This window comes from Kitasatospora sp. NPDC058965, from assembly GCF_042741245.1.
Classification (GTDB): Bacteria; Actinomycetota; Actinomycetes; order Streptomycetales; family Streptomycetaceae; genus Kitasatospora.
In genome coordinates this window covers 1-21,335 of record NZ_JBHYKG010000001.1, presented here as the reverse complement: position 1 = coordinate 21,335, position 21,335 = coordinate 1, and the positions used below count along the sequence as shown (strand labels likewise).

The 21,335-nt window shown below is 72.4% G+C and carries 23 protein-coding genes; 14 read left to right on the top strand and 9 right to left on the bottom strand.

Translation table 11 applies throughout. The features are described from left to right. The first annotated feature begins 9 nt into the window (after positions 1-9). From ACFW1A_RS00115 to era, 3 genes are read left to right on the top strand one after another with little or no spacing between them, the layout of a single operon-like run. Positions 10-351, top strand: a complete 342-nt coding sequence (locus ACFW1A_RS00115) for a cytidine deaminase (RefSeq protein ID WP_380401348.1) — start codon at positions 10-12, stop codon at positions 349-351. A gap of 43 nt (positions 352-394) precedes the next feature. Continuing rightward, positions 395-544 carry a hypothetical protein gene (locus tag ACFW1A_RS00110; RefSeq protein WP_380401345.1) on the top strand — a complete coding sequence of 50 codons (150 nt, stop codon included), beginning with the start codon at positions 395-397 and terminating at the stop codon, positions 542-544. Between the two features lie 45 nt (positions 545-589). After that, entirely contained in the window at positions 590-1,531 is a 942-nt protein-coding gene (era, locus tag ACFW1A_RS00105; RefSeq protein ID WP_380401342.1) for a GTPase Era, read from the top strand. Between the two features lie 7 nt (positions 1,532-1,538). Here era and ACFW1A_RS00100 read toward each other — a convergent pair whose 3' ends face one another. Both ACFW1A_RS00100 and ACFW1A_RS00095 read right to left on the bottom strand, forming a co-directional pair. After that, positions 1,539-1,817 carry a protealysin inhibitor emfourin gene (locus tag ACFW1A_RS00100; RefSeq protein ID WP_380401339.1) on the bottom strand — a complete coding sequence of 93 codons (279 nt, stop codon included), beginning with the start codon at positions 1,815-1,817 and terminating at the stop codon, positions 1,539-1,541. Positions 1,818-1,916: 99 nt separating this feature from the next. After that, complete coding sequence (locus ACFW1A_RS00095) at positions 1,917-2,936, bottom strand: M4 family metallopeptidase (RefSeq protein ID WP_380401336.1); 1,020 nt, start codon at positions 2,934-2,936, stop codon at positions 1,917-1,919. Between the two features lie 308 nt (positions 2,937-3,244). Here ACFW1A_RS00095 and leuA point away from each other — a divergent pair, with 308 nt between their 5' ends. From leuA to ACFW1A_RS00060, 7 genes are all read left to right on the top strand, one after another. Further along, positions 3,245-5,026, top strand: coding sequence for a 2-isopropylmalate synthase (gene leuA, locus ACFW1A_RS00090; RefSeq protein WP_380401333.1), 1,782 nt, complete (start codon positions 3,245-3,247; stop codon positions 5,024-5,026). Between the two features lie 347 nt (positions 5,027-5,373). Next, the gene (locus tag ACFW1A_RS00085) at positions 5,374-5,919 is read left to right on the top strand and encodes a TerB family tellurite resistance protein (protein WP_380401330.1); all 546 of its coding nucleotides are present in this window, start codon (positions 5,374-5,376) and stop codon (positions 5,917-5,919) included. Positions 5,920-6,068: 149 nt separating this feature from the next. After that, on the top strand, positions 6,069-6,815 hold the full coding sequence (gene recO / locus ACFW1A_RS00080; RefSeq protein WP_380401327.1) for a DNA repair protein RecO: 747 nt from the start codon (positions 6,069-6,071) through the stop codon (positions 6,813-6,815). A gap of 2 nt (positions 6,816-6,817) precedes the next feature. After that, complete coding sequence (locus ACFW1A_RS00075; RefSeq protein WP_380401324.1) at positions 6,818-7,651, top strand: isoprenyl transferase; 834 nt, start codon at positions 6,818-6,820, stop codon at positions 7,649-7,651. A gap of 145 nt (positions 7,652-7,796) precedes the next feature. Next, the gene (locus ACFW1A_RS00070; RefSeq protein WP_380401321.1) at positions 7,797-8,108 is read left to right on the top strand and encodes a type VII secretion target; all 312 of its coding nucleotides are present in this window, start codon (positions 7,797-7,799) and stop codon (positions 8,106-8,108) included. A 2-nt stretch (positions 8,109-8,110) separates the two neighbouring features. Next, the gene (locus tag ACFW1A_RS00065) at positions 8,111-9,307 is read left to right on the top strand and encodes a WXG100 family type VII secretion target (RefSeq protein ID WP_380401318.1); all 1,197 of its coding nucleotides are present in this window, start codon (positions 8,111-8,113) and stop codon (positions 9,305-9,307) included. 63 nt (positions 9,308-9,370) lie between these two features. Beyond that, entirely contained in the window at positions 9,371-9,985 is a 615-nt protein-coding gene (locus ACFW1A_RS00060; protein ID WP_380401315.1) for a hypothetical protein, read from the top strand. 46 nt (positions 9,986-10,031) lie between these two features. Here the strand turns inward: ACFW1A_RS00060 and ACFW1A_RS00055 are convergent, their stop codons facing one another. Genes ACFW1A_RS00055 through ACFW1A_RS00040 form a run of 4 tightly spaced genes read right to left on the bottom strand, consistent with a single transcriptional unit; the run spans position 10,032 to position 13,121 of the window. After that, entirely contained in the window at positions 10,032-10,469 is a 438-nt protein-coding gene (locus ACFW1A_RS00055) for a Fur family transcriptional regulator (protein ID WP_380401312.1), read from the bottom strand. Positions 10,470-10,504: 35 nt separating this feature from the next. Next, the gene (locus ACFW1A_RS00050) at positions 10,505-11,419 is read right to left on the bottom strand and encodes a metal ABC transporter permease (RefSeq protein WP_380401309.1); all 915 of its coding nucleotides are present in this window, start codon (positions 11,417-11,419) and stop codon (positions 10,505-10,507) included. After that, positions 11,416-12,159: a metal ABC transporter ATP-binding protein gene (locus ACFW1A_RS00045; RefSeq protein ID WP_380401306.1), complete on the bottom strand. Its 744-nt coding sequence runs from the start codon at positions 12,157-12,159 to the stop codon at positions 11,416-11,418. Before ACFW1A_RS00045 ends, ACFW1A_RS00050 begins: the two co-directional genes overlap by 4 nt. Before the next feature lie 14 nt (positions 12,160-12,173). Continuing rightward, entirely contained in the window at positions 12,174-13,121 is a 948-nt protein-coding gene (locus tag ACFW1A_RS00040) for a metal ABC transporter solute-binding protein, Zn/Mn family (RefSeq protein WP_380401579.1), read from the bottom strand. Between the two features lie 233 nt (positions 13,122-13,354). On the opposite strand from ACFW1A_RS00040, the gene ACFW1A_RS00035 reads away from it, so the two are divergent. Beyond that, positions 13,355-14,737, top strand: coding sequence for a glycine--tRNA ligase (locus tag ACFW1A_RS00035; RefSeq protein ID WP_380401303.1), 1,383 nt, complete (start codon positions 13,355-13,357; stop codon positions 14,735-14,737). A 52-nt stretch (positions 14,738-14,789) separates the two neighbouring features. On the opposite strand, the gene ACFW1A_RS00030 is transcribed toward ACFW1A_RS00035, so the two are convergent. Continuing rightward, positions 14,790-15,362, bottom strand: coding sequence for an NADAR family protein (locus tag ACFW1A_RS00030; RefSeq protein ID WP_380401300.1), 573 nt, complete (start codon positions 15,360-15,362; stop codon positions 14,790-14,792). Between the two features lie 214 nt (positions 15,363-15,576). Here ACFW1A_RS00030 and ACFW1A_RS00025 point away from each other — a divergent pair, with 214 nt between their 5' ends. Continuing rightward, a complete protein-coding gene (locus ACFW1A_RS00025; RefSeq protein ID WP_380401297.1) occupies positions 15,577-16,773 on the top strand; it encodes a glycosyltransferase in 1,197 nt (398 codons plus the stop codon). Positions 16,774-16,784: 11 nt separating this feature from the next. Here ACFW1A_RS00025 and ACFW1A_RS00020 read toward each other — a convergent pair whose 3' ends face one another. Then, complete coding sequence (locus ACFW1A_RS00020) at positions 16,785-18,230, bottom strand: MFS transporter (RefSeq protein ID WP_380401294.1); 1,446 nt, start codon at positions 18,228-18,230, stop codon at positions 16,785-16,787. A gap of 101 nt (positions 18,231-18,331) precedes the next feature. On the opposite strand from ACFW1A_RS00020, the gene ACFW1A_RS00015 reads away from it, so the two are divergent. Beyond that, complete coding sequence (locus ACFW1A_RS00015) at positions 18,332-19,237, top strand: helix-turn-helix transcriptional regulator (protein ID WP_380401291.1); 906 nt, start codon at positions 18,332-18,334, stop codon at positions 19,235-19,237. On the opposite strand, the gene ACFW1A_RS00010 is transcribed toward ACFW1A_RS00015, so the two are convergent. Continuing rightward, complete coding sequence (locus ACFW1A_RS00010) at positions 19,234-19,686, bottom strand: Lrp/AsnC family transcriptional regulator (protein ID WP_380401288.1); 453 nt, start codon at positions 19,684-19,686, stop codon at positions 19,234-19,236. The genes ACFW1A_RS00015 and ACFW1A_RS00010 overlap by 4 nt on opposite strands. A gap of 120 nt (positions 19,687-19,806) precedes the next feature. On the opposite strand from ACFW1A_RS00010, the gene ACFW1A_RS00005 reads away from it, so the two are divergent. Then, a complete protein-coding gene (locus tag ACFW1A_RS00005; protein ID WP_380401285.1) occupies positions 19,807-20,811 on the top strand; it encodes an asparaginase in 1,005 nt (334 codons plus the stop codon). Positions 20,812-21,335 lie beyond the last annotated feature (524 nt).

The following is a 21,335-nucleotide window of genomic DNA, read 5'->3' as shown; positions in this document are numbered from 1 at the left end:
TCAGGCCTCATGACTGACCTCGATCCCGAAGACCAGAAGATCATCACGCTGGCCCGCTCGGCCCGCGCCCGCAACGGCGTGCCGGAGGGCGCGGCGGTGCGCGACGAGACCGGCCGCACCTACGTGGCCGGCTCGGTCGTGCTGCCCTCGCTGACGCTGAGCGCGGTGCGGACCGCGGTGGCGATGGCGGTGGCCAGCGGTGCCAAGGGGCTGGAGGCGGCCGCGGTGGTGACCGCCGGCGAGCAGCCGGCCGAGGAGGACCTGGCCGCGGTGCGCGACCTGGGCGGCCCGGGCACCCCGCTGCTGCTGGCCGGTCCGGACGGCGTGCTGCGCACCCACGCGCAGGCGTAGGCCACTCCGTACCCCCGGGGGTGTGGTCGGATAATCTCACCCCATGGGGGTTCTGGCGTTCTTCGCGGCACTGCTGGCCGTGGTCATGGGGTTCGGGCGCTGGCACGAGACCGGCTCGCCGGTCTGGCTGGCGGTCTCCATCGCGCTGCTGGTGCTCACCCTGGCCGGCACCCTGTTCGGCCGCGGCAAGTGACCCTCCGGTGAGTGGCGTCCGACCGGACCCGATCGATCAGGGAGAATGGTGCGCATGAGCGACACCTCCACCGAGCCCTACCGTTCCGGCTTCGCCTGCTTCGTCGGACGTCCCAACGCGGGCAAGTCGACCCTGACCAACGCCCTGGTGGGGACGAAGGTCGCGATCACCTCCGACCGCCCGCAGACCACCCGGCACACCGTGCGCGGCATCGTGCACCGCCCCGATGCCCAGCTCGTCCTGGTGGACACCCCCGGCCTGCACAAGCCGCGCACCCTGCTCGGTGAGCGGCTCAACGACCTGGTCCGCAGCACCTGGGCGGAGGTCGACGTGATCGGCTTCTGCCTGCCCGCCGACCAGAAGCTCGGCCCCGGCGACAAGTTCATCGCCAAGGAACTGGCCGAGATCAAGAAGACCCCCAAGGTGGCCATCGTCACCAAGACCGACCTGGTCGACTCCAAGCGGCTGGCCGAGCAGCTGATCGCCGTTCACCAGCTGGGCGTGGAGCTCGGCATCGAGTGGGCCGAGATCATCCCGGTCTCCGCGGTGGGGGACAAGCAGGTCGAGCTGGTCGCGGACCTGATCACCAAGCTGCTCCCCAAGGGCCAGCCGCTCTACCCGGACGGCGACCTGACCGACGAGCCCGAGCAGATCATGGTCGCCGAGCTGATCCGCGAGGCCGCGCTGGAGGGGGTGCGGGACGAGCTCCCGCACTCGCTCGCCGTGGTGGTCGAGGAGATGATCCCGCGCGCCGACCGCCCGGCGGACCGCCCGCTGCTGGACATCCACGCCAACGTCTACATCGAGCGGCAGAGCCAGAAGGCGATCGTCATCGGCGCCAAGGGCGCCCGCCTCAAGCACGTGGGCACCACCGCCCGCAAGCACATCGAGGCGCTGCTGGGCACGCCGGTCTACCTGGACCTGCACGTCAAGGTGGCCAAGGACTGGCAGCGCGACCCCAAGCAGCTGCGCAAGCTGGGTTTCTGAGCCGGGCTCAGCCCTGGAGCTGGACTCCCTGGTGCAGCACCAGGGAGATCAGCTCGCGCTGGCACTCGGTCAGGCTCGGGTCGGCGCAGTGCACGGTGCGCCCGTCCACCGTGATCGCGTAGTGGTAGCCGTCCGGCACGCCGTAGACCCGGTTGCGGGAGGCGCCGGCCACCGCCTCCCGGGCCAGCGCGTGCACGTGCGGGGCGTCGATCCGGGCGGCCGTGTCGAGTTCGGCCGCGGTGGTGCGGCCGGCGAATCCGCCACTCCTGCTCACCTGTATACGCATGGTCGCCAGTCTGCTACCCAGTGCGCCCCGGCGCAGCAGTTTCGGCGCACCGAGTCGGCCGGGACCACAGCGGTTCTTTGTGGGGACCGTGTGCGCGGCTCACTGCGCCGTCACGCCCACCTGCTTCCAGGCGCCGGCCACCGCCGCCACCACCGGTCCGTCGCCGAAACGGGTCCGGGCGGTCTCGACCGTGGTGCGGGCGAAGTCGGTGAAGTCGGCGTCGGGGCGCAGCCGGCCGCCGGTCATCGCGTCGTACCAGATCCGCCCGGCACGCTCCCAGGCCGCGCCGCCGAGCTCGACCGCGGTCAGGTAGAAGGCCCGGTTGGGGATGCCGGAGTTGAGGTGCACCCCGCCCTCGTCGGTGTCGGTCTCGACGTAGCCGTCCATCGAGGCGGGCTGCGGGTCGCGGCCGAGCCGGGGGTCGTCGTAGGCGGTGCCGGGCGCCTTGAGCGAGCGCAGGCCCACCCCGCGGATGCCCGGTCCGAGCAGCCCGGCGCCGATCAGCCAGTCCGCGTCCTCGGCCTGCTGGCCCAGCGCGTACTGCTTCACCAGTGAGCCGAAGACGTCCGCCAGCGACTCGTTGAGCGCGCCGGACTGGCCCCGGTACGCCAGGGCGGCGCTGTACTGCACCACCCCGTGGGTCAGCTCGTGGCCGATCACGTCGATGCAGCCGGTGAAGTCCCGGAAGACCACCCGGTCGCCGTCGCCGAAGACCATCCGGTGCCCGTCCCAGAACGCGTTGTCGTAGTCCTCGCCGTAGTGCACGGTGGCCTGCAGCGGCAGGCCCTCGCCGTCCACCGAGCGGCGGCCGTAGACCTCCAGCAGCAGGGCCAGGGTGGCGCCGAGTCCGTCGTAGGCGCGGTTGACCGCGGGGTCGCCGGTGGGCGGGCCGCCCTCGGTGCGCACCGTGCGCCCCGGCAGCCGGGTGGTGCCGCCGGCGTCCGCGACGGTCCGCCCGGGCCGCACCGCCGGGCCGCCGGGCGGGGCGGTCGGCAGCAGGGCGGCGCGGGCGGTGCGCAGGGCGGCGTCGGCGGCCAGCGAGCGGCGCGCGTTCTCGTCGCCGAGCTCGGCCAGCCGGTCCAGCAGGTAGGGCGGGATGATGGTGCAGAGCTGGGTCATGGCGCACAGCGTCACCGATCACTGACGCCGTGTCACGCATCCCGCCGTCTCAAGGAGTGGAAATGTCGCGCGGTCCGCTTCGGCACCGCGCGGCCCTGGGTTACGCTGGCTCCATCATGCGTTACGGGCTGCTTCTTCTTAGCTGCCGCGGCGAGGGCCTGTAAGACCGTAGAAGGCCGGCTCCCTCGCCGCGGAGTCTGTGCTGTGCGCATTCCAGAGTTGTTCTGCGCCAAACGGCACGAGTCGGCCCGTCGGGTGAATGCACCCCGACCAGCCCGCATCCGAAGAGAAGCCGAGAGTCTCCACTCATGACCGAGCAGTCTTCCGTGGCCCGCGCCTTCGTCGAGCGTCCGACCCCGATCACCGCGGCCTCCGTGCGCCAGCAGCCGTCGGGCATGCCGTTCCACCGCTACCTGCCGTTCGGCACCGTGGACCTGCCGGACCGGACCTGGCCGAGCCAGGTGATCACCAAGGCGCCGCGCTGGCTCTCCACCGACCTGCGGGACGGCAACCAGGCGCTGATCGACCCGATGTCGCCGGCCCGCAAGCGCAAGATGTTCGACCTGCTGGTGAAGCTGGGCTACAAGGAGATCGAGGTCGGCTTCCCGGCCTCCGGGGCCACCGACTTCGACTTCGTCCGCTCGCTGGTCGAGCAGGACGCGATCCCCGAGGACGTGACCATCTCGGTGCTGACCCAGGCCCGCGAGGACCTGATCGAGCGCACCGTGGAGTCGCTGGTCGGCGCCCCGCGCGCCACCGTGCACCTGTACAACGCCACCTCGCCGCTGTTCCGCCGGGTGGTCTTCAAGGGCAGCCGGGCCGACATCAAGGCGATCGCGGTGGACGGCACCCGGCTGGTCATGGAGTACGCCGAGAAGCTGCTGGGCGAGTCGACGGTCTTCGGCTACCAGTACTCGCCGGAGATCTTCATCGACACCGAGCTGGACTTCGCGCTGGAGGTCTGCGAGGGCGTGATGGACGTCTGGCAGCCCGGCGAGGGCCGCGAGATCATCCTGAACCTGCCCACCACGGTGGAGCGCTGCACCCCGAACGTGTACGCGGACATGATCGAGTGGATGAGCCGCAACCTGACCCGGCGCGAGTTCGTGGCGCTGTCCACCCACCCGCACAACGACCGCGGCACCGGGGTCGCCTCCGCCGAGCTGGCGGTCATGGCCGGCGCCGACCGGGTCGAGGGCTGCCTGTTCGGCCAGGGCGAGCGGACCGGCAACCTGGACCTGGTGAACGTCGGGATGAACCTGTTCTCGCAGGGCGTGGACCCGATGATCGACTTCTCGAACATCGACGAGATCCGCCGCACCTACGAGTACTGCAACCAGATGAACGTCCCCGAGCGCCACCCCTACGCCGGCGACCTGGTCTACACCTCCTTCTCCGGCTCGCACCAGGACGCGATCAAGAAGGGCTTCGACGCGCTGGAGGCCGACGCGGCGGCGGCCGGCGTGCCGGTCGGCGAGTTCACCTGGGGCGTGCCGTACCTGCCGATCGACCCGAAGGACGTCGGCCGCAGCTACGAGGCAGTCATCCGGGTCAACTCGCAGTCCGGCAAGGGCGGCATCGCCTACGTGCTGAAGAACGACCACAAGCTGGACCTGCCGCGCCGGATGCAGATCGAGTTCTCCAGGATCATCCAGGCCAAGACGGACGCCGAGGGCGGCGAGGTCACCCCGGCCGACATCTGGGCGGTCTTCACCGACGAGTACCTGCCCACCACCGAGAACCCGTGGGGCCGGATCTCGCTGCGCGGGCAGCAGAGCCTGACCACCGAGGGCGGGCGCGACGCGCTGTCGGTCGAGGTGCTGCTGGACGGTGCCGCGACCACCCTGACCGGTTCCGGCAACGGCCCGGTCTCCGCCTTCACCGACGCGCTGGCCGGGATCGGGCTGGACGTACGGGTGCTGGACTACGCCGAGCACGCGCTGAGCGAGGGCGGCGACGCCCAGGCCGCCGCCTACGTCGAGTGCGCGGTGGACGGTCAGGTGCTGTGGGGCGTGGGCATCGACGGCAACACCGTGCGGGCCTCGCTGAAGGCGATCATCAGCGCCGTCAACCGCTCCGCGCGCCGGTAAGCTCCCAGGTTCGCCCAGGTTTCGTCCAGTATTCGCCAGATGTGGCCCAGACTGTGTTCTGGGCCACATTTTTTTGCGGTGGCACTCGTTCGGGGTGCTGACACCCGCAGGCAACCGTGGCACCATCGGTGAACCGGAAACGGGGGTCGGTGGGACGGCCCGCGTTTCGGTCGCGTGACCTGCCCGTCGTCGTGCAGGCCGCCTGCCAGGTCTGGGGAGTTGGCGCCGTGACACGGTTGTGGGGTGTTCGCCCGAGGTGGCGGACGGATGTGCTCGGCGAGTTCTTCTGCCCAGGCTGCGGCGGGGACCGCAACTACCGCCGGCAACACGGTCGGCGGTGGCTGCGGTTGTTCGACCTCCCGGTGCTGCCGCTGGGCGGCGTGCTGGGCAGTGTCCAGTGCACCAACTGCCAGGGCCGGTACGGCGTGGAGTCGCTGGAGCAGCCCACCAGTGCTCGGCTGACCGGGATGCTGCGGGACGCGCAGTACACCATCGCGCTCACCCTGCTGGCCGCCGGCGGGACGGGGTCGGCCGCGGCCCGGGCGGAGGCCTGCGAGCTGGTCCGGGTGGCCGGCTTCGAGGACTGCGGCGAGGCCCAGGTGCTGGCCGCGCTGGCCGCGCTCTCCGGGTTCGGCGAGGGCGACCCGTTCGACGTGCACGGGGTGGGCAGCGGGCTGGCCATCGAACTGCACGCCGCGCTGGAACCGTTGGCGCCGCACCTGGCCCAGCAGGGCCGCGAGCGGCTGCTGCTGCAGGGCGCCTGGATCGCGTTGGCGGACGGGCGGTACCTGCCGCAGGAGCGGGTGGCGCTGGCGGCGGTGGGTCACTGCCTGCGGCTGGGCGAGGAGAGCGTGCGGCGGACGCTGGAAGAGGCGAGCCGCACCTCGCACTGAGCGCCACCACCCACCACCCCCAAGAGCCGGGCCCGAAACCCCCCCTCCGGGCCCGCCGTGTCCCGCACCGGCTCCCCCCGTACAAGCCCGGTGCGGGTACACGGCTGTCCGGGCCCGGGCGGGGGTGGGCGGTGGGGGAGAATGGCGGCATGAGTCTGATCCGCGACGACGGCGTCGTGCTGCGTGCCCAGAAGCTCGGCGAGGCCGACCGGATCATCACCCTGCTCACCCGCCAGCACGGCAAGGTCCGCGCGGTGGCCCGCGGGGTGCGCAAGACCAAGTCCAAGTTCGGCGCCCGGCTGGAGCCGTTCTCCCACGTGGACGTGCAGTTCTTCAGCCGCGGCACCGAACTGGTCGGGCGGTCGCTGCCGCTCTGCACCCAGGTGGAGACCATCGCCCCCTACGGCGGCGGCATCGTCACCGACTACGGCCGCTACACCGCCGGCACCGCGATGCTGGAGACGGCGGAACGTTTCGCCGAGAACGAGGGTGAGCCGGCCGTCCAGCAGTACCTGCTGCTGATCGGCGCGCTGCGCACGCTGGCCAACGGGCAGCACGAGTCCCACCTGGTGCTGGACGCCTTCCTGCTCCGTTCGCTCGCGGTCAACGGCTACGGCGCCACCTTCGACGACTGCGCCAAGTGCGGGCTGGAGGGACCGAACCGGTTCTTCTCGCTGCAGGCCGGCGGGGTGCTCTGCGCGGACTGCCGCGTGCCCGGTTGTGCCGTACCCTCCCCTGAGACACTGGTTCTGCTCGGCGCCCTGCTCTCCGGAGACTGGCGGACCGCCGACTCCTGCGAACCCCGCTACTGGCGGGAGGGCAGCGGCCTGGTGGCCGCCTACCTGCAGTGGCACCTGGAGCGGGGCATCCGCTCGATGAGATACGTGGAGAAGTGAGCATGGCAGCGCGACGGCTCTTCGGCGCCAGCAAGCAGCGCGAGTACCGCGCACCGGACCCGCACCCGAGCGGCGCCCAGCCGCCGAAGATCCCCGGCGAGCTGGTCCCGAACCACGTCGCCATCGTGATGGACGGCAACGGCCGCTGGGCCAAGGAGCGCGGCCTGCCCCGCACCGAGGGCCACAAGGTCGGCGAGAGCGTGGTGCTGGACGTGCTCAAGGGCGCGATCGAGCTGGGTGTGAAGAACGTCTCGCTGTACGCCTTCTCCACCGAGAACTGGAAGCGTTCCCCGGAAGAGGTGAAGTTCCTGATGAACTTCAACCGGGACGTGATCCGCCGCCGCCGCGACGAGCTGGACGCGCTCGGGGTGCGGATCCGCTGGGCCGGCCGGATGCCCAAGCTGTGGAAGAGCGTGGTCCAGGAGCTGCAGGTGGCCGAGCAGCAGACCAAGGGCAACGACCTGGTCACCCTCTACATGTGCGTCAACTACGGCGGCCGGGCCGAGGTGGCGGACGCCGCCGCGGCGATCGCCCAGGACGTGGCGGCCGGCAAGCTGGACCCGAAGAAGGTCAACGAGAAGACGCTGAGCAAGTACATGTACCACCCGGACATGCCGGACGTGGACCTGTTCCTGCGCCCCAGCGGCGAGCAGCGCACCTCCAACTTCTGGCTCTGGCAGTCCGCCTACGCCGAGTTCGTGTTCCAGGACGTGCTCTGGCCCGACTTCGACCGGCGCGACCTGTGGCGGGCCTGCGAGCAGTACGCGATGCGCGACCGCCGGTTCGGCGGGGCGCTGCCCAACGAGGTGGCCCCCGAGGTGCCGTCGCAGCGCTGACCCGCCGTCAGTCGGCAACGGGCCCGGAACCCATGGGGTTCCGGGCCCGAAGCGTGCCCCGGCGCCGACCCCCGCGGGCCCGGCGAGTACGGTGCAGATCCGGGTTGTCCCGGAACGGGTACGTCCAGCAACGGGGAGCGGGTGCATGGTCGCCGATCACTTTCACATCGAACCGGACAAGGTCACCGCGTTGAGCGCGGACTTCCACAGCTGCGCCGGCACGCTGAGCGGGCAGATCACGACCTTCGCGAACAAGGCGGAGAACGTGAACGACGCCTTCGGCGTGATGGCCGAGTCCAACGACGCGCTGCAGAAGTACGTGGAGATGACCAGGGCCACCGCGGTCAGCCTGCAGCAGTTGCAGGCCCAGTTGGAGGGCTACTCGCAGGCACTGGCCACCACGGTGAAGAACTACCAGACGGCGGAGCAGCACAACCGCCGCCAGTTGGCGGGCTGACCGTGGCCCAGAACCCGGACAACCAGCAGGGCGGGTCCGACCAGCAGCCGCCCCCGAAGATCGAGTCCAGCTTCGACATCTTCAACCCGGGCGGCGACCCCGGCGTGCTGCGCGCCTGCGCCGCCGCCTGGCGGGAGATGGCCAAGGACCTGAAGAGCACCCGGGACTCGCTGGACCAGCAGGTCGGCCAGCTCGGCGGGGCCTGGACCGGGGCCGCGGCCGACGCCTTCCACAAGCACTGGGAGCACACCCGGGGCGAGATCGACGGCGCGCTGCCCAACTTCGAGACGGTGGCCGCCCAGCTCGAGAAGGCGGCCGACTCGATCGAGTCGGTGAACCACCAGATCCACGAGATCGTGCTGGAGATCGCGGCCACCGCGGCGATCGGCATCGGCCTGTCCGTCCTCACGGCGGGCTTCTCCGACCTGGCCGCCTCCTCCGCCGCCGCGGCCGAGGCCGCCGAGGCGTCGGCGGCGGTGGCCCGGCTGGCGAAGATCCTGGAGTCGATCGCCAAGGTGCTGGAGACCGTCAAGACCGCGATGGAGGACAGCAAGCTGCTGAAGTTCGGGGTCAAGTTCGGCGGCAACCTGGCCGCCAACTTCGGCGGCAACGTGCTCGGCCAGGCGCTGGCCGGTGACAAGGTGACCGCGGGCCAGGACTTCCAGGACGCGGCCGTCTCGGCCGGCATCGGCACGGGGCTCAGCGGCCTGGGCGAGTTCGCCGGGCCCAAGCTGGGCGACGCGCTGGGCACCAAGCTGGCCGGCTCGGGCGCGCACGCCGGTCCGTGGGGCGGCGGCGAGACGATCAGCAACCTGCTCAAGGGCGAGGGCCTGGCCGGCAGCATGTTCACCAACAGCGTCACCAGCGCGGCCGGCACCGCCGGAGCCGACGGGGTGGACATCCTCCAGGGCAGCAAGAACGGGTCCAACCTCGGCCCCGACATGCTGACCTCGGCCATCGGCGGCAGCATCGGCGGCGCCGGTACGCACTACGGCGGCAAGGTCTACGGGCCGGGCAGCGGGACCCACCGGGCGCCGGGTTCGCCGGACCACACCACGGTCGGCGACGCGACGACCAACGCCGGTGCGTACGGCCTGGCCGGAGCCGGCGAGAACGACGCGACCGGCGAGCCGGACCCGCAGACGTTCTTCGACGACGGCCAGCCGCTGGTCAACCCGAAGGGCGCCTACCGGAAGTGACGTACGCTCGGGCGGGGGGTGTCGGGGCCTCCCGCGTCCCCCGCCCGTGAAGGAGCGGCAGCAGTGTTCGACGTCCACAGGAGCATCAAGCGGTTCCGCGCCGACCCGGCCTGGGAGTACCAGCGGCGCCCGGCGGCCGACTGGGCCGTGTTCGATCCGCGCGGCTACCCGTTCACCCTGGAGAGCGGACGCTCGCACCTGCGCGACCTGGTGCGCGGGCAGTTGGCCGGGTACCGGGTGACGCTGGCCCACCTGGTGGTGCCGCCGCAGGGCTCCAACCGCGGGGGCACGCTCTACTCCTTCTCGCTGGCGGTGCTCGACCTGCCGCGCGCGCTGCCGGCCACCGCGGTGACCTGCCGCCGACTGGCCGACCTGTGGCGGATCGAGCGCCGGGACCCGCTGCCGCCCACCGAGGGCCCGGCCCTGGCGCTGCCCGGCGGCGGGCCCGGCGCCCAGGTCCGGCGCACCGGCGCCGACCCGGCGTTCGCCGAGCTGCTGGTCACCGACGAGGTCAAGCGGCTGACCGTGGCGGCCGACTGCGGCTGGCGGCTGGAGCGGAACCGGCTGATCGGCTGGACCGACGGCCGCCGCAGCTACGAGGAACTCGGCGCGCTCGCCGGGCGGCTGGCCGAGCTGGTCGCCGCCTTCCCGCCCGCCGTCTGGGAGTGGCCCGGCTGAGCTGCCGGGCGGCCCACCGACCCGTGGCCGGCTCCTGCACGGCCTTCTATTGGGCGGCCTTCTGTTGGGCGGCCCGGTGCTTGGCCGCGCACTCGGCGCAGGTGCCGAAGATCTCCAGGGTGTGCGCGATGTCGCTGAAACCGTGCTCGGCCGCCACCGCGTTGGCCCAGCGCTCGACCGCCGGACCCTCCACCTCGACGGTGGCGCCGCAGTGCCGGCAGACCAGGTGGTGGTGGTGCCCGCTGCTGCAGCGGCGGTAGACGGCCTCGCCGTCGGCGGTGCGCAGCACGTCCACCTCGCCGGCGTCGGCCAGCGACTGGAGGGTGCGGTAGACCGTGGTCAGCCCGACCGAGTCGCCCCGGTGCTTGAGCATGTCGTGCAGTTCCTGCGCGCTGCGGAAGTCCTCGATCTCGTCCAGTGCTGCGGACACGGCGGCGCGCTGACGGGTGGATCGGGCGCGTGGCGACGGGCCTGCGGTGGTCACCGGTGCTCCTCCTGCGGATCGGGTCGGGTCACACCTCATTGTGCCAGCCCCTTACCTCCGACCGACTCTGCTGTGACGCCCGACTGAACCGGAATCGGCAACTCCGTGGCGGTGCCGCCGCCGTGCCGGTACCGCCGCCGGGCCAGCGGCGCGGCCAGCGCGCTGAACAGCGCGAAGCAGGCGATGGCGAGCAGCACGATCGCGGAACCTGGCGGCACGTCAGCCTGGTAGGAGGTCACCACACCGCCCACCGAGACCAGCACCCCGATCACCACCGACAGCAGCTGGGTGGCCCGGAACGACCGGGTCAGCAGCTGGGCCGCCGCCACCGGGACCACCATCAGCCCGCTCACCAGCAGCACCCCGACCGCCCGCATCGCCACCGTCACGGTGACCGCGGCCATCACCGCGAGCAGCAGGTTGAGCCACCTCACCGGCAGCCCGGTGACCCTGGCGAACTCCTCGTCCTGGCAGACGGCGAAGAGCTGGCGGCGCAGCCCGAGGCAGATCGCGACCACCACGGCGCCCAGCGCCGCGATGGTGATCAGGTCGTTGTCCTCCATGGCGAGGACCGAGCCCCACAGGTAGCTGTCCAGGCTGCCGCTCGCCCCGCCGGCCCCGGGCGCCTTGCTGATCAGCAGTCGGCCGCAGGCCATCCCGCCGTAGAAGAGCATGGCCAGCGCGATGTCACCGCGCTGGTTGCCGCGGGAGCGGACCAGCTCCATGATCACCGCGGCCGCGATGCAGACCAGGACCGCCATCCAGGTCGGGCTGGCGTTGAAGAGCAGGCCGAGCCCGACGCCGGTCAGCGCGACGTGGCCGATCCCGTCGCCCATCAGCGCCTGGCGGCGCTGCACCAGGTAGATGCCGACCGAGGGCGCGGTGATCCCGACCAGCAGCGCGGCCAGCAGCGCGCGCTGCATGAAGAGCAGGCTGAACATGTCGGTCATGCGAGGAGCCCCTGGATCCGGTCGGCGTGCGGGTGGACGTGGTCGGACCCGGTGGGCGGGCCGTCCCGCTCCACCACGCCCTCGCGCAGCACCACCGCGCGGTCGATCAGCGGCTCCAGCGGGCCCAGTTCGTGCAGCACCAGGAGCACCGCCGCGCCGCGCGCGACCTGGCGGCGCAGCGTGTCGGCGAGCACCTGCTGGCTGGCCAGGTCCACCCCCGCCATCGGCTCGTCCATGATCAGCAGCTCCGGCTCGCCGACCAGCGCCCGGGCGATCAGCACCCGCTGCTGCTGGCCGCCGGACAGGTCGGTCACCCCGTCACCGGCCCGGTCCGCCATCCCGACGGCCTCCAGGGCCCGGGCGACCGCCTCCTTGTCCCGTCGGCGGAACGGCAGCAGGCCGTGCCGGGCCAGCCGTCCGGTGGCGACCACCTCGCGCACGGTGGCGGGCACCCCGCCGGCCGCGGTGGTGCGCTGCGGCACGTAGCCGATCCGGTGCCACTGGCGGAACGTGGCGCCGGGCACGCCGAACAGCTCGCGCCCGCCGCCGGTCAGCGGCACCGCGCCGATCACCGAGCGGACCGTGGTGGACTTGCCCGAGCCGTTGCCCCCGAGCAGCGCCACCACCTCGCCCGGTGCGACCGTGAGGTCCACCCCGCGCAGCACCGGGCGGCCGCCGAGCGAGGCCCGGGCGGCGGTGAGCCGGACGGCGGGGAGGGGCGGGGTGGCGCGCGTGGTCATCTGTTGATCCCCCGTCAGGCCGTGCAGCCGAGTGCGGCGCGCAGGTTGGTCAGGTTCTGCTGCATGATCGTGACGTAGCTGTCGGTCTGCTCGTCCTTGACGCCCTCCAGCGGGTCCAGGACGGCGGTCTTCAGGTTCAGGTCCTTGGCCACGCTGTCGGCGAGCTTCGGGCTGACCAGGGTCTCGAAGAAGATCGTGGTCACGCCGTTGGCCTTGGCGGTCTGCTGGATCTGGGCGAGCCGGGCCGGGGTGGGCTCGGACTCCGGGTCCACGCCGTTGATGGCGATCTGCTGCAGGCCGTAGTGGTCGGCCAGGTAGCCGAAGGCCGCGTGGCTGGTGACGAAGGACGTGCCGGTGCAGCCCTTCAGGCCGCTCCGGAAGCCCTGGTCCAGGGTGGCCAGCCTGGCCACCAGGGCGTCGGTGTTCCGCTGGTAGTCGGCGGCGTGCGCCGGGTCCGCCTTGGCCAGTTCGGCGCCCACGCCCTTGGCGACCGTCGCGTAGCGGGTCGGGTCGAGCCAGATGTGCGGGTCCCCGGCGTGGGTGGCCTGGCCGCCGCCGTCGGTGGTGCCCTCGTCCAGGTGGTGGTCGACCAGCGGGGAGAGCGCGGCCGCGTCCACCACGTGCTTGCCGCCGGCCTGGGCGACCGCCTTGTCGACGGTGGGCTGCAGGCCCTTGAGGTAGACCACGGCGCCCGCGCCCTGCACGGCGGCGACCTGCTTGGCCGTCAGCTCCAGGTCGTGCGGCTCGATCCCGGGCGCGGTCAGGTCGGTGACCTTCACGTGGTCGCCGCCGATCTGCTCGGCCAGGTACTGCATCGGGTAGAAGGAGGCGACCACGTTCAACCTGCCGTCGGCGCTGGTCGCACTGGAGCTGCCGCCGCAGGCGGAGAGCAGCAGCGCGCCGGCGACGACGCCGGCGGCGAGGGCGACGGGCGCGGCGGATATGCGGTCTCGGCGGAGCATCATGACAACCATTCTCAACTTACTTGGAAATGATTGTCAACTTGCCGGATGGTCCGCGCAGTGCTGCCGCCGTCACCCCCTGTCCGCCGCCCCGTGTTGGCCGACTTGCCACGCTAATCGGTTTGAGTCCGCCACCCACCTGTTCGGTAACCTGAGGTATTCGGGTGCGCGCAACCAGCCGCGCCTTGACCGTGCCGTCGCACGTGAGTGCGGCGTTGTCTGAAGAGAGCACTGTGGCCGCCGACAAGATCGACACGATCGTCAGCCTGAGCAAGCGCCGAGGCTTCGTCTACCCCTGCAGCGAGATCTACGGCGGTACCCGTGCCGCCTGGGACTACGGGCCGCTGGGTGTGGAGCTCAAGGAGAACATCAAGCGCCAGTGGTGGCGGGCGATGGTGCACGCTCGTGAGGACGTGGTCGGTCTCGACTCCTCGGTGATCCTGGCCCGCGAGGTCTGGGAGGCCTCCGGCCACGTCGCGACCTTCAGCGACCCGCTGACCGAGTGCACCTCCTGCCACAAGCGGTTCCGCGCGGACCACCTGGAGGAGGCCTACGAGGCCAAGCACAACCGGCTGCCGGCCAACGGCCTGGCCGACATCAACTGCCCCAACTGCGGCACCAAGGGCGCCTTCACGGAGCCCAAGGAGTTCTCGGGCATGCTGAAGACCCACCTCGGCCCGGTCGAGGACGGCTCCGGCCTGGCCTACCTGCGCCCCGAGACGGCGCAGGGCATCTTCACCAACTTCAGCGCCGTCCAGACGACTTCGCGCAAGAAGCCGCCGTTCGGCATCGCCCAGGTCGGCAAGAGCTTCCGCAACGAGATCACCCCGGGCAACTTCATCTTCCGCACCCGCGAGTTCGAGCAGATGGAGATGGAGTTCTTCGTCAAGCCGGGTGACGACGAGCAGTGGCACGAGTACTGGCTCGAGCAGCGCTGGAACTGGTACCGCGACCTGGGCCTGCGCGAGGAGAACATGCGCTACTTCGAGCACCCGAAGGAGAAGCTCTCGCACTACGCCAAGCGGACCGTCGACATCGAGTACCGGTTCAACTTCGGCGGTAGCGAGTTCTCCGAGCTGGAGGGCATCGCCAACCGGACCGACTACGACCTGTCGACCCACGGCGAGGCCTCCGGCAAGGACCTCCGGTACTTCGACCAGGAGTCCGGCGAGCGGTACTTCCCGTACGTCATCGAGCCGGCGGCCGGCCTCAACCGCGCGCTGCTGGCCTTCCTGCTCGACGCCTACTTCGAGGACGAGGCGCCCAACGCCAAGGGCGTGATGGAGAAGCGGGTCGGCATGCGGCTCGACCCGCGGCTGGCCCCGGTCAAGGTCGCGGTGCTGCCGCTGTCGCGCAACGCCGACCTCTCGCCGAAGGCCCGAGGCCTCGCCGCCGACCTGCGCCAGGCGTGGAACGTCGAGTTCGACGACGCCGGCGCGATCGGCAAGCGCTACCGCCGCCAGGACGAGATCGGCACCCCGTTCTGCGTCACGGTGGACTTCGACACCCTGGAGGACAACGCGGTCACCATCCGCGAGCGCGACACCATGGCGCAGGAGCGCGTGTCGCTGGACCAGGTGAAGTCGTACCTGGGTGCGCGCCTGATCGGCTGCTAGGCACGGCCGCCCGACGGGCCCCTCCCGCCCCCGGCGGGAGGGGCCCGTCGCGTCAGGGCCGACCGTCCGTCAACTCCGCCCGGGCCTGCATCAGTGCGAAGCCCAGCAGGTTGAGGCCGGGCCAGCGGGCCGGGTCCGCGGCCCGCTCGTCGTCCGCGGCCAGCCCGATGCCCCAGACCCGGTCCAGCGGGCTCGCCTCGACCAGCACCCGGTTCCCGGTCCCCAGCAGGTAGGCGCGCAGCGCTGGGTCCTGCCCGAACTTGGCCACGTTCCCCTCGGTCACCAGCGCGAACCGGTGCGCGGCCCAGCGCTCCTCGTCGAAGCCGCGGACCAGCCGCCCGAACTTCTTCGCCTCGGCCGGCGTCCGGGCGGCCAGGATCCGGGGCACGATCTCCTCGTCCCCGAACAGCCGCGCCTTCCCCGCCATCATCCAGTGCTCGGCCGTGGCGTACCGCACCCCGTCGACGGTGAAGGCGCTCGGCCACCACTGGCTCAGCGCGCCCTGCCCGATGCTGCCGTCCCGCTGGGCCCGGTGCCCCCAGAAGAACAGGTACTTGGGGTGCACGCCGGCGGCGGTCAGGGCGGCGAGCTCGTCGCGGCTGCGGGTGCGGGTGGGGTCGGTCATGGGTCGAGCGTGACAGGGAGGTGTGACAACGGGCGAGGGCATTTCTGGTGGACCGCCCGACCGCCTGACGCGGGAGCCCGGGACTCCTAGGATCTCCGGTGACCGCAGAGCAGCTCCGTGCGCTCGGCGTCGACGTCCCCGACCTCGCCACCACCGTCCGCGCCGCACTCGCGAAGGTGCCGCGCCGGCCCGTCACGGAAGGATCGACCACGGCATGAGGATCCTCGTCGTCACGGCAGGTTCGCACGGGGACGTCGCGCCCTTCACGGGGCTCGGGGCCCGGTTGCTCGCCGCCGGGCACCAGGTCGGGGTGGCCACGCAGCCCCAGTTCGCCGAGCTGGTCCGGGGGCACGGGATGCAGTTCCTGCCGGTGCCCGGGGAGTTGCGGCGCGAATTGCGGCCGCTGCAGCAGGCGGCCGCGTTCGTCCGGGAGATGGGGGCCGGCCTCGCGGCGCTCGCCGAGCACCGGGCCGACGTGGTGCTGCTCACCGCCGCCACCGCGCCGCTCGGGTGGCAGTTGGCCGAGGCGATCGGGGCGCGGCCGATCGGGGCGTACCTGCAGCCGGTGCACCCGACGCGGGAGGCGCCGCCGGTGGTGGGGAGCGGGCGGTCGCTGGGCGGGTGGGGGAACCGGGCGGCGGGGCTGGCCGCGCTGCGGTTGGTGGACCGGATGTACGAGGGTCCGGTGCGTCGGCTGCGGGCCGAGCTCGGTCTGCCGCCGCTGTCGGGGCGGGCGGTCCGGGCCCGCAACGAGCGGGCGAACTGGCCGGTCCTGCACGGGTACAGCCCCGCCGTGGTGCCACGGCCGGGTGACTGGCGGAACGGACTCGAGGTGGTGGGCAACTGGTGGCCGGCCACCGTCGGGGAATCGCCACTACCCGCGGAACTGGAGGAGTTCCTCACGGCGGGGCCGCCGCCGGTGTTCATCGGGTTCGGCAGCATGGGGGGCGGCGAGGGCGAGCGGCTGAGCGCGGTCGCGGTGGCGGCGCTGCGGCTGGCCGGGGTGCGCGGCGTGGTGCAGGCGGGCTGGGCCGGACTGACGGCGGTGGGGGACCAGGTGCTGACCGTGGCCGAGGTGCCGCACGCGCTGCTCTTCCCGCGGACCGCCGCCGTGGTCCACCACGCGGGTGCCGGCACCACGGCGGCGGCGCTGCGGGCCGGGGTGCCGGCGGTCCCGGTTCCGGTGCTCGGGGACCAGCCGTTCTGGGCGCGCCGGGTGGCAGCCCTGGGAGCGGCCACCGAGCCGGTCCCGTTCAAGCGACTCACCGCCGAGCGGCTGGCCGCGGCCATCGGCACCGCGGTGGCCGGGGCCGCGCTGCGCGAGCGGGCCGGGGCGCTCGCCGCCCGGCTGGCCACCGAGGACGGGGCCGGCCGGGCGGTCGCACTGATCGAGCGGTGGGCGGGGGACTGACCCCGGCGCGATCACCCCACGGACCGGGGCAGTCGGCCCGACAGCCGGAGGATCACCAGCGCGCCCACCAGTTCCAGCCCGAGCACCGTGACGATCGCGTGCTGCATGCCCAGTGCGGGGATCAGGGCCAGGAAGAGCGTGCCCAGGGTGGCCACGCCCAGCGCCAGGCTGGACTGCTGGGTGGTGGCCAGCACGCCGCTGCCCACTCCGGCCCGGTCCAGCGGGACCTTCGCCAGCACGATGCGGAACAGCTGAGTCCCGATCAGGCCGTTGCCCAGGCCCATCAGGGCGGTGCCGGGAGCCAGCGTCAGCACGCCCAGCCCCTGGTAGTCCGTCAGCACCGTGGTGATCAGCACCGCCAGGCCGGCCAGCTGGAAGAGGGCACCGGCGCCCAGCACCCGGCTGCCGAACCGGCCCATCAGCCGCGGGCCGAGCAGTGAGGTGGTGAAGTAGCCGGCCGCCATCGGGACCAGGGCCCAGCCGGCCGCGACCGGGCTCAGCCGCAGGCCCTGCTGGACCGCGAGGGCCATCACGAACATGAAGGCGCCGAAGTTGGTGAAGTAGGGGAGTGCGATGCCCAGGCCGCGGCGCATCTCGGGGATCCGCAGCAGCGAGAGCGGCACCAACGGGGTCCGGCCGGCCGCCTCGGCCCGGCGCTCCACGACCACGAAGGCCCGGGCGGCGAACGGGAACAGGGCCAGCGAGAGCCAGGTCCACAGCGGCCAGCCGACCGCACGGCCCTCCATCAGCGGGACGAACAGGCTGAGCAGGGTGACCAGCAGCAGCAGGGTCCCGGGCAGGTCCACCCGGCTGGGCAGCTCGCTGCGGCTCTCCGGCACGAAGCGGACCGCGAGCGCGGCGGCGGCCAGCGCGAACGGCACGTTGAGCAGGAAGACCGCGCGCCAGCTGGTGCCGAACAGGTCGGCCTGCACCAGCATCCCGCCGAGCACCTGGCCGATCACCACGCTGATCCCGCCGACCGCGCCGTAGATGCTCAGCGCGCGGGCCCGGGCCGGGCCGCTGGTGGCGGCGGTGATGGTGGCCAGCACCTGCGGGATGAGCAGCGCGGCCGAGGCGCCCTGGGCGACCCGGGCGCCGACCAGGGTCCAGGCGTCCGGCGCCAGGCCGCAGACCAGCGAGGTGACGGCGAAGGCGGCGGCACCGGCCACGAAGAGCCGGCGGCGGCCCAGGCTGTCGCCGAGCCGGCCGCCGAGCACCAGCAGTACGGCGAAGGCGATGCCGTAGCCGGCCGCGATCAGCTCCAGCACGGCCGGGCCCGCGCTGAGCTGGCGGTCGATGGTGGGCAGCGCGACGTTGACGACGAAGAAGTCGAGCATCGGCAGGAAGGCGCCGAGCAGGACGGTGACCAGGCCGGCCACCGTCAGGTTGCGGTGGGCGGTGGTCCGGGGTTCCGAGCCGAGCGGACGGGCCTGGGGTCGTTCCAGTTGCTGAGTCACGGGTCCTACGATCCGGCGATCCTCAGCCTGGTACCAGAGTCTGGTTATCCAGGTATAAGGAGTACCTGGCACCAGGCTCCGGAAGCGCGCATGCTGGAGGCATGCGCACCGCAGCCACCGGCACCGCCCCGTCCGCCCCCGCGCGCCCGGCCGCGCCGGCCCCGCACGCCCCCGACGCCCGCCGGCAGGAGCTGGCCCACTTCCTGCGCAGTCGGCGCGAGCGGATCTCACCCGAGCAGGTCGGCCTGCCCAGCACCGGCCGGCGCCGCACTCCGGGGCTGCGGCGCGAGGAGGTCGCGCAGCTCGCCGCGGTCGGGGTCACCTGGTACACGTGGCTGGAGCAGGGGCGCGACATCCAGGTCTCCGGCCAGGTGCTGGAGGCGGTCTCCCGCGCGCTGCTGCTGGACCCCAACGAGCGCGCCCACCTGTACGCGCTGGCCGGCGCCGGCGACCCGCTCCCGACCAAGGACTGCTCGGCGGTGACCCCGGCGGTCCAACTGGTGCTGGAGCAGCTCTCGCCACTGCCCGCCTGCGTGCTGAACGGCCGGTACGACGTGCTGGGCTACAACGAGATGTACGCGCGGATGCTCGGCGGGCTGGACCGGCTGCCCTTCGAGGAGCGGAACCTGCTCTGGCTGCTCTTCACCGACCCGTCGTACCAGGAGCGCTGGGTCGACCTGGAGCACGCCCGGCGCCAGGTGGTGGCGCGGTTCCGCAGCGGGTTGGCGGAGCACGTCAACGACCCCGCCTGGAAGGCCCTGCTGGCCCGGCTGCGGCAGACCTCGCCCGCCTTCGAGGAGGCCTGGCAGCGGCACGACGTCTCGGCCCGGGACAACGGCAGCAAGGGCTTCGTCCACCCGGAGCTGGGCGCGCTGCGGATGGACTACACCAACCTCTGGCTCGGCCTGCGCAACGGCACCCGCCTGGTGGTCTACACCCCCGCCGACGACGAGTCCCGGGCCAAGCTGGACCGGCTGGACGGCGCGCGCGGGGCGGACAGGCGCTAGTCCACCGGCAGGCCGCGCGGCTCCTTGACCCGCTTCATGATGATCTGCGAGTTGACCTCGGTCACCCCCGACAGGGTGGTCAACCGCTCGATCCACAGGCGCTCGTACGCCTGCAGGTCGGCCACCGCGATCCGCAGCAGGCAGCCGGGGCTGCCGAACAGGCGGTAGGCCTCGACCACGTCGGGGATGGACTGCAGCGCGGCCTCGAAGGCCTCCACGGCCTCGCGGTCGCGCTTGACCTCGATCGAGACCAGCACCTCGAAGCCGCGCCCGACCGCCTCCGGGTTGATGACCGCCCGGTACCCCTCGATCACGCCGTCCTGCTCCAGCTGGCGCACCCGGCGCAGGCAGGGGGAGGGGGTGAGCCCGACCCGTTGGGCCAGGTCCTGGTTGCTCAGCCGGCCGTCGCGCTGGAGCTCGCGCAAGATGGCGCGGTCGATCCTGTCCATGGCGCAATTATCCACCACGGATACCGGGTCGGGGTGGCAAAAGTGGCGATCGGATTGCGCGACATCTTTCCTACCATTGCTTGACTGGATCGATTGTGCGAAAGATCGGGGTGCGCGGACATGGGGCGGATCGTCGTCATCAGCACCGGCGGAACCATCGCCAGCCGCTGGCAGGGCGCCGGCTTCGCCGCCGAGGCGCGCGGCCAGGAGGTGATGGCCACCGCCGCGGTGCCGCAGGACACCGAGGTCGAGGTGGTCGACCTGTTCAGCGTGAACAGCCCGCGCCTCACCACGGACCACCAGCTCACCCTGCTGCGCACGGTGCACGAGGTGCTGGCGGACCCGGGCGTGGACGGCATCGTGGTCACCCACGGCACCGACACCCTGGAGGAGACCGCCTTCCTGGTCGACCTGCACCACGACGACCCGCGCCCGGTGGTCTTCACCGGTGCCCAGCTCCCGATGGACGCCGCCGACGGCGACGGACCGGGCAACCTGCACGACGCGCTGGTCACCGCCTCCGGGGCCCGCGGCCTCGGCGTGCTGGTGGTCTTCGACGGCAAGGTGCACGCCGCCCGCGGCACGGTGAAGACCCAGACCCTGGCCGCCGACGCGTTCGCCGACCCGTCCGGCCACCGGATCGGCGACGTGGGCTTCGGCAAGGTCTCGGTGCTCCGCCTGCCGCACCGCCCCGCAGCCCTGCCGCTGCCCGAACTGCCGGACGCCGCACCGCGGGTGGACATGGTGATGCACCACGCCGACGGTGACGCGGTGCTGCTGGACGCGGCCGTGGCGGCCGGTGCCCGGGGCCTGGTGCTGGTGGCCACCGGCGCCGGCAACGCCACCCCCGAGATCGTCGAGGCGGTCGCGGCGGCCCGGGCCCGGGGCGTCCTGGTGGCGCTCACCACCCGGGTGGCGGCCGGTCCGGTCGCCGAGATCTACACCCACGGCGGCGCGGTGGACCTGGTCGCCGCCGGCGCGGTGCCCACCGGCACCCTGCGGGCCGGCCAGGCCCGGATCGCCGTGCTCAGCGCCCTGCTCACCGCCGAGGGCCAGGAGCGGCGCGAGGCGGCGCTGCGCGCGGTGCTGGCCGACGCGCCGGCCGTGGAGCCGGTGCTGCACTGAGCCGTGCGGTGCCCGCGGCTCCCGGCTGGGAGTCTGCCGTGAAGATCTGGCGAATCTTGACCCAGCGCCGGCGGGACGACGGTGACGGAGCGCGACGCGGCAGCGGCGAGCTCCGTTGCGATCATCACTTTTAGGGCGTTCTGGCCCAGTACGGCCACTCCGAAATCTGTGACTGAAGTGTCTTCAGGGACCTGTGGGTCCTGTGTTGCACCGGCTGACCACCGGCAATACGGTGCGGCCTGGCTCATATCCGTTGCGTGGCAACGGATGTGACAGGAAGTCGACAACATCACAGGGGGAAGAGTGCGGCCACTGCCGTTCCGCATCTCCGGTGCCCGGGGCAGGGCCCGGTACCGACAAGTGACAGTGCTGGTGGCGACCGCGGCGGCGCTGTCGCTGGTAGCGCCGCTGGCCCAGGCCGACACGGTGGTCGGCGGGTACCAGTACAAGGGCAAGCTGTGGGCGGCGGATCCGCTGCAGCAGCAGCCGAAGGTGAGCGGGCACAACGCGGGCGCGGGCGGTAC

Coding starts and splice junctions, on each gene's coding strand:
- ACFW1A_RS00115 (WP_380401348.1), top strand. CDS start 10: ATGACTGACCTCGATCCCGAAGACCAGAAGATCATCACGCTGGCCCGC.
- ACFW1A_RS00110 (WP_380401345.1), top strand. CDS start 395: ATGGGGGTTCTGGCGTTCTTCGCGGCACTGCTGGCCGTGGTCATGGGG.
- era (WP_380401342.1), top strand. CDS start 590: ATGGTGCGCATGAGCGACACCTCCACCGAGCCCTACCGTTCCGGCTTC.
- ACFW1A_RS00100 (WP_380401339.1), bottom strand. CDS start 1,817: ATGCGTATACAGGTGAGCAGGAGTGGCGGATTCGCCGGCCGCACCACC.
- ACFW1A_RS00095 (WP_380401336.1), bottom strand. CDS start 2,936: ATGACCCAGCTCTGCACCATCATCCCGCCCTACCTGCTGGACCGGCTG.
- leuA (WP_380401333.1), top strand. CDS start 3,245: ATGACCGAGCAGTCTTCCGTGGCCCGCGCCTTCGTCGAGCGTCCGACC.
- recO (WP_380401327.1), top strand. CDS start 6,069: ATGAGTCTGATCCGCGACGACGGCGTCGTGCTGCGTGCCCAGAAGCTC.
- ACFW1A_RS00075 (WP_380401324.1), top strand. CDS start 6,818: ATGGCAGCGCGACGGCTCTTCGGCGCCAGCAAGCAGCGCGAGTACCGC.
- ACFW1A_RS00070 (WP_380401321.1), top strand. CDS start 7,797: ATGGTCGCCGATCACTTTCACATCGAACCGGACAAGGTCACCGCGTTG.
- ACFW1A_RS00050 (WP_380401309.1), bottom strand. CDS start 11,419: ATGACCGACATGTTCAGCCTGCTCTTCATGCAGCGCGCGCTGCTGGCC.
- ACFW1A_RS00045 (WP_380401306.1), bottom strand. CDS start 12,159: ATGACCACGCGCGCCACCCCGCCCCTCCCCGCCGTCCGGCTCACCGCC.
- ACFW1A_RS00040 (WP_380401579.1), bottom strand. CDS start 13,121: ATGCTCCGCCGAGACCGCATATCCGCCGCGCCCGTCGCCCTCGCCGCC.
- ACFW1A_RS00030 (WP_380401300.1), bottom strand. CDS start 15,362: ATGACCGACCCCACCCGCACCCGCAGCCGCGACGAGCTCGCCGCCCTG.
- ACFW1A_RS00025 (WP_380401297.1), top strand. CDS start 15,577: ATGAGGATCCTCGTCGTCACGGCAGGTTCGCACGGGGACGTCGCGCCC.
- ACFW1A_RS00015 (WP_380401291.1), top strand. CDS start 18,332: ATGCGCACCGCAGCCACCGGCACCGCCCCGTCCGCCCCCGCGCGCCCG.
- ACFW1A_RS00010 (WP_380401288.1), bottom strand. CDS start 19,686: ATGGACAGGATCGACCGCGCCATCTTGCGCGAGCTCCAGCGCGACGGC.
- ACFW1A_RS00005 (WP_380401285.1), top strand. CDS start 19,807: ATGGGGCGGATCGTCGTCATCAGCACCGGCGGAACCATCGCCAGCCGC.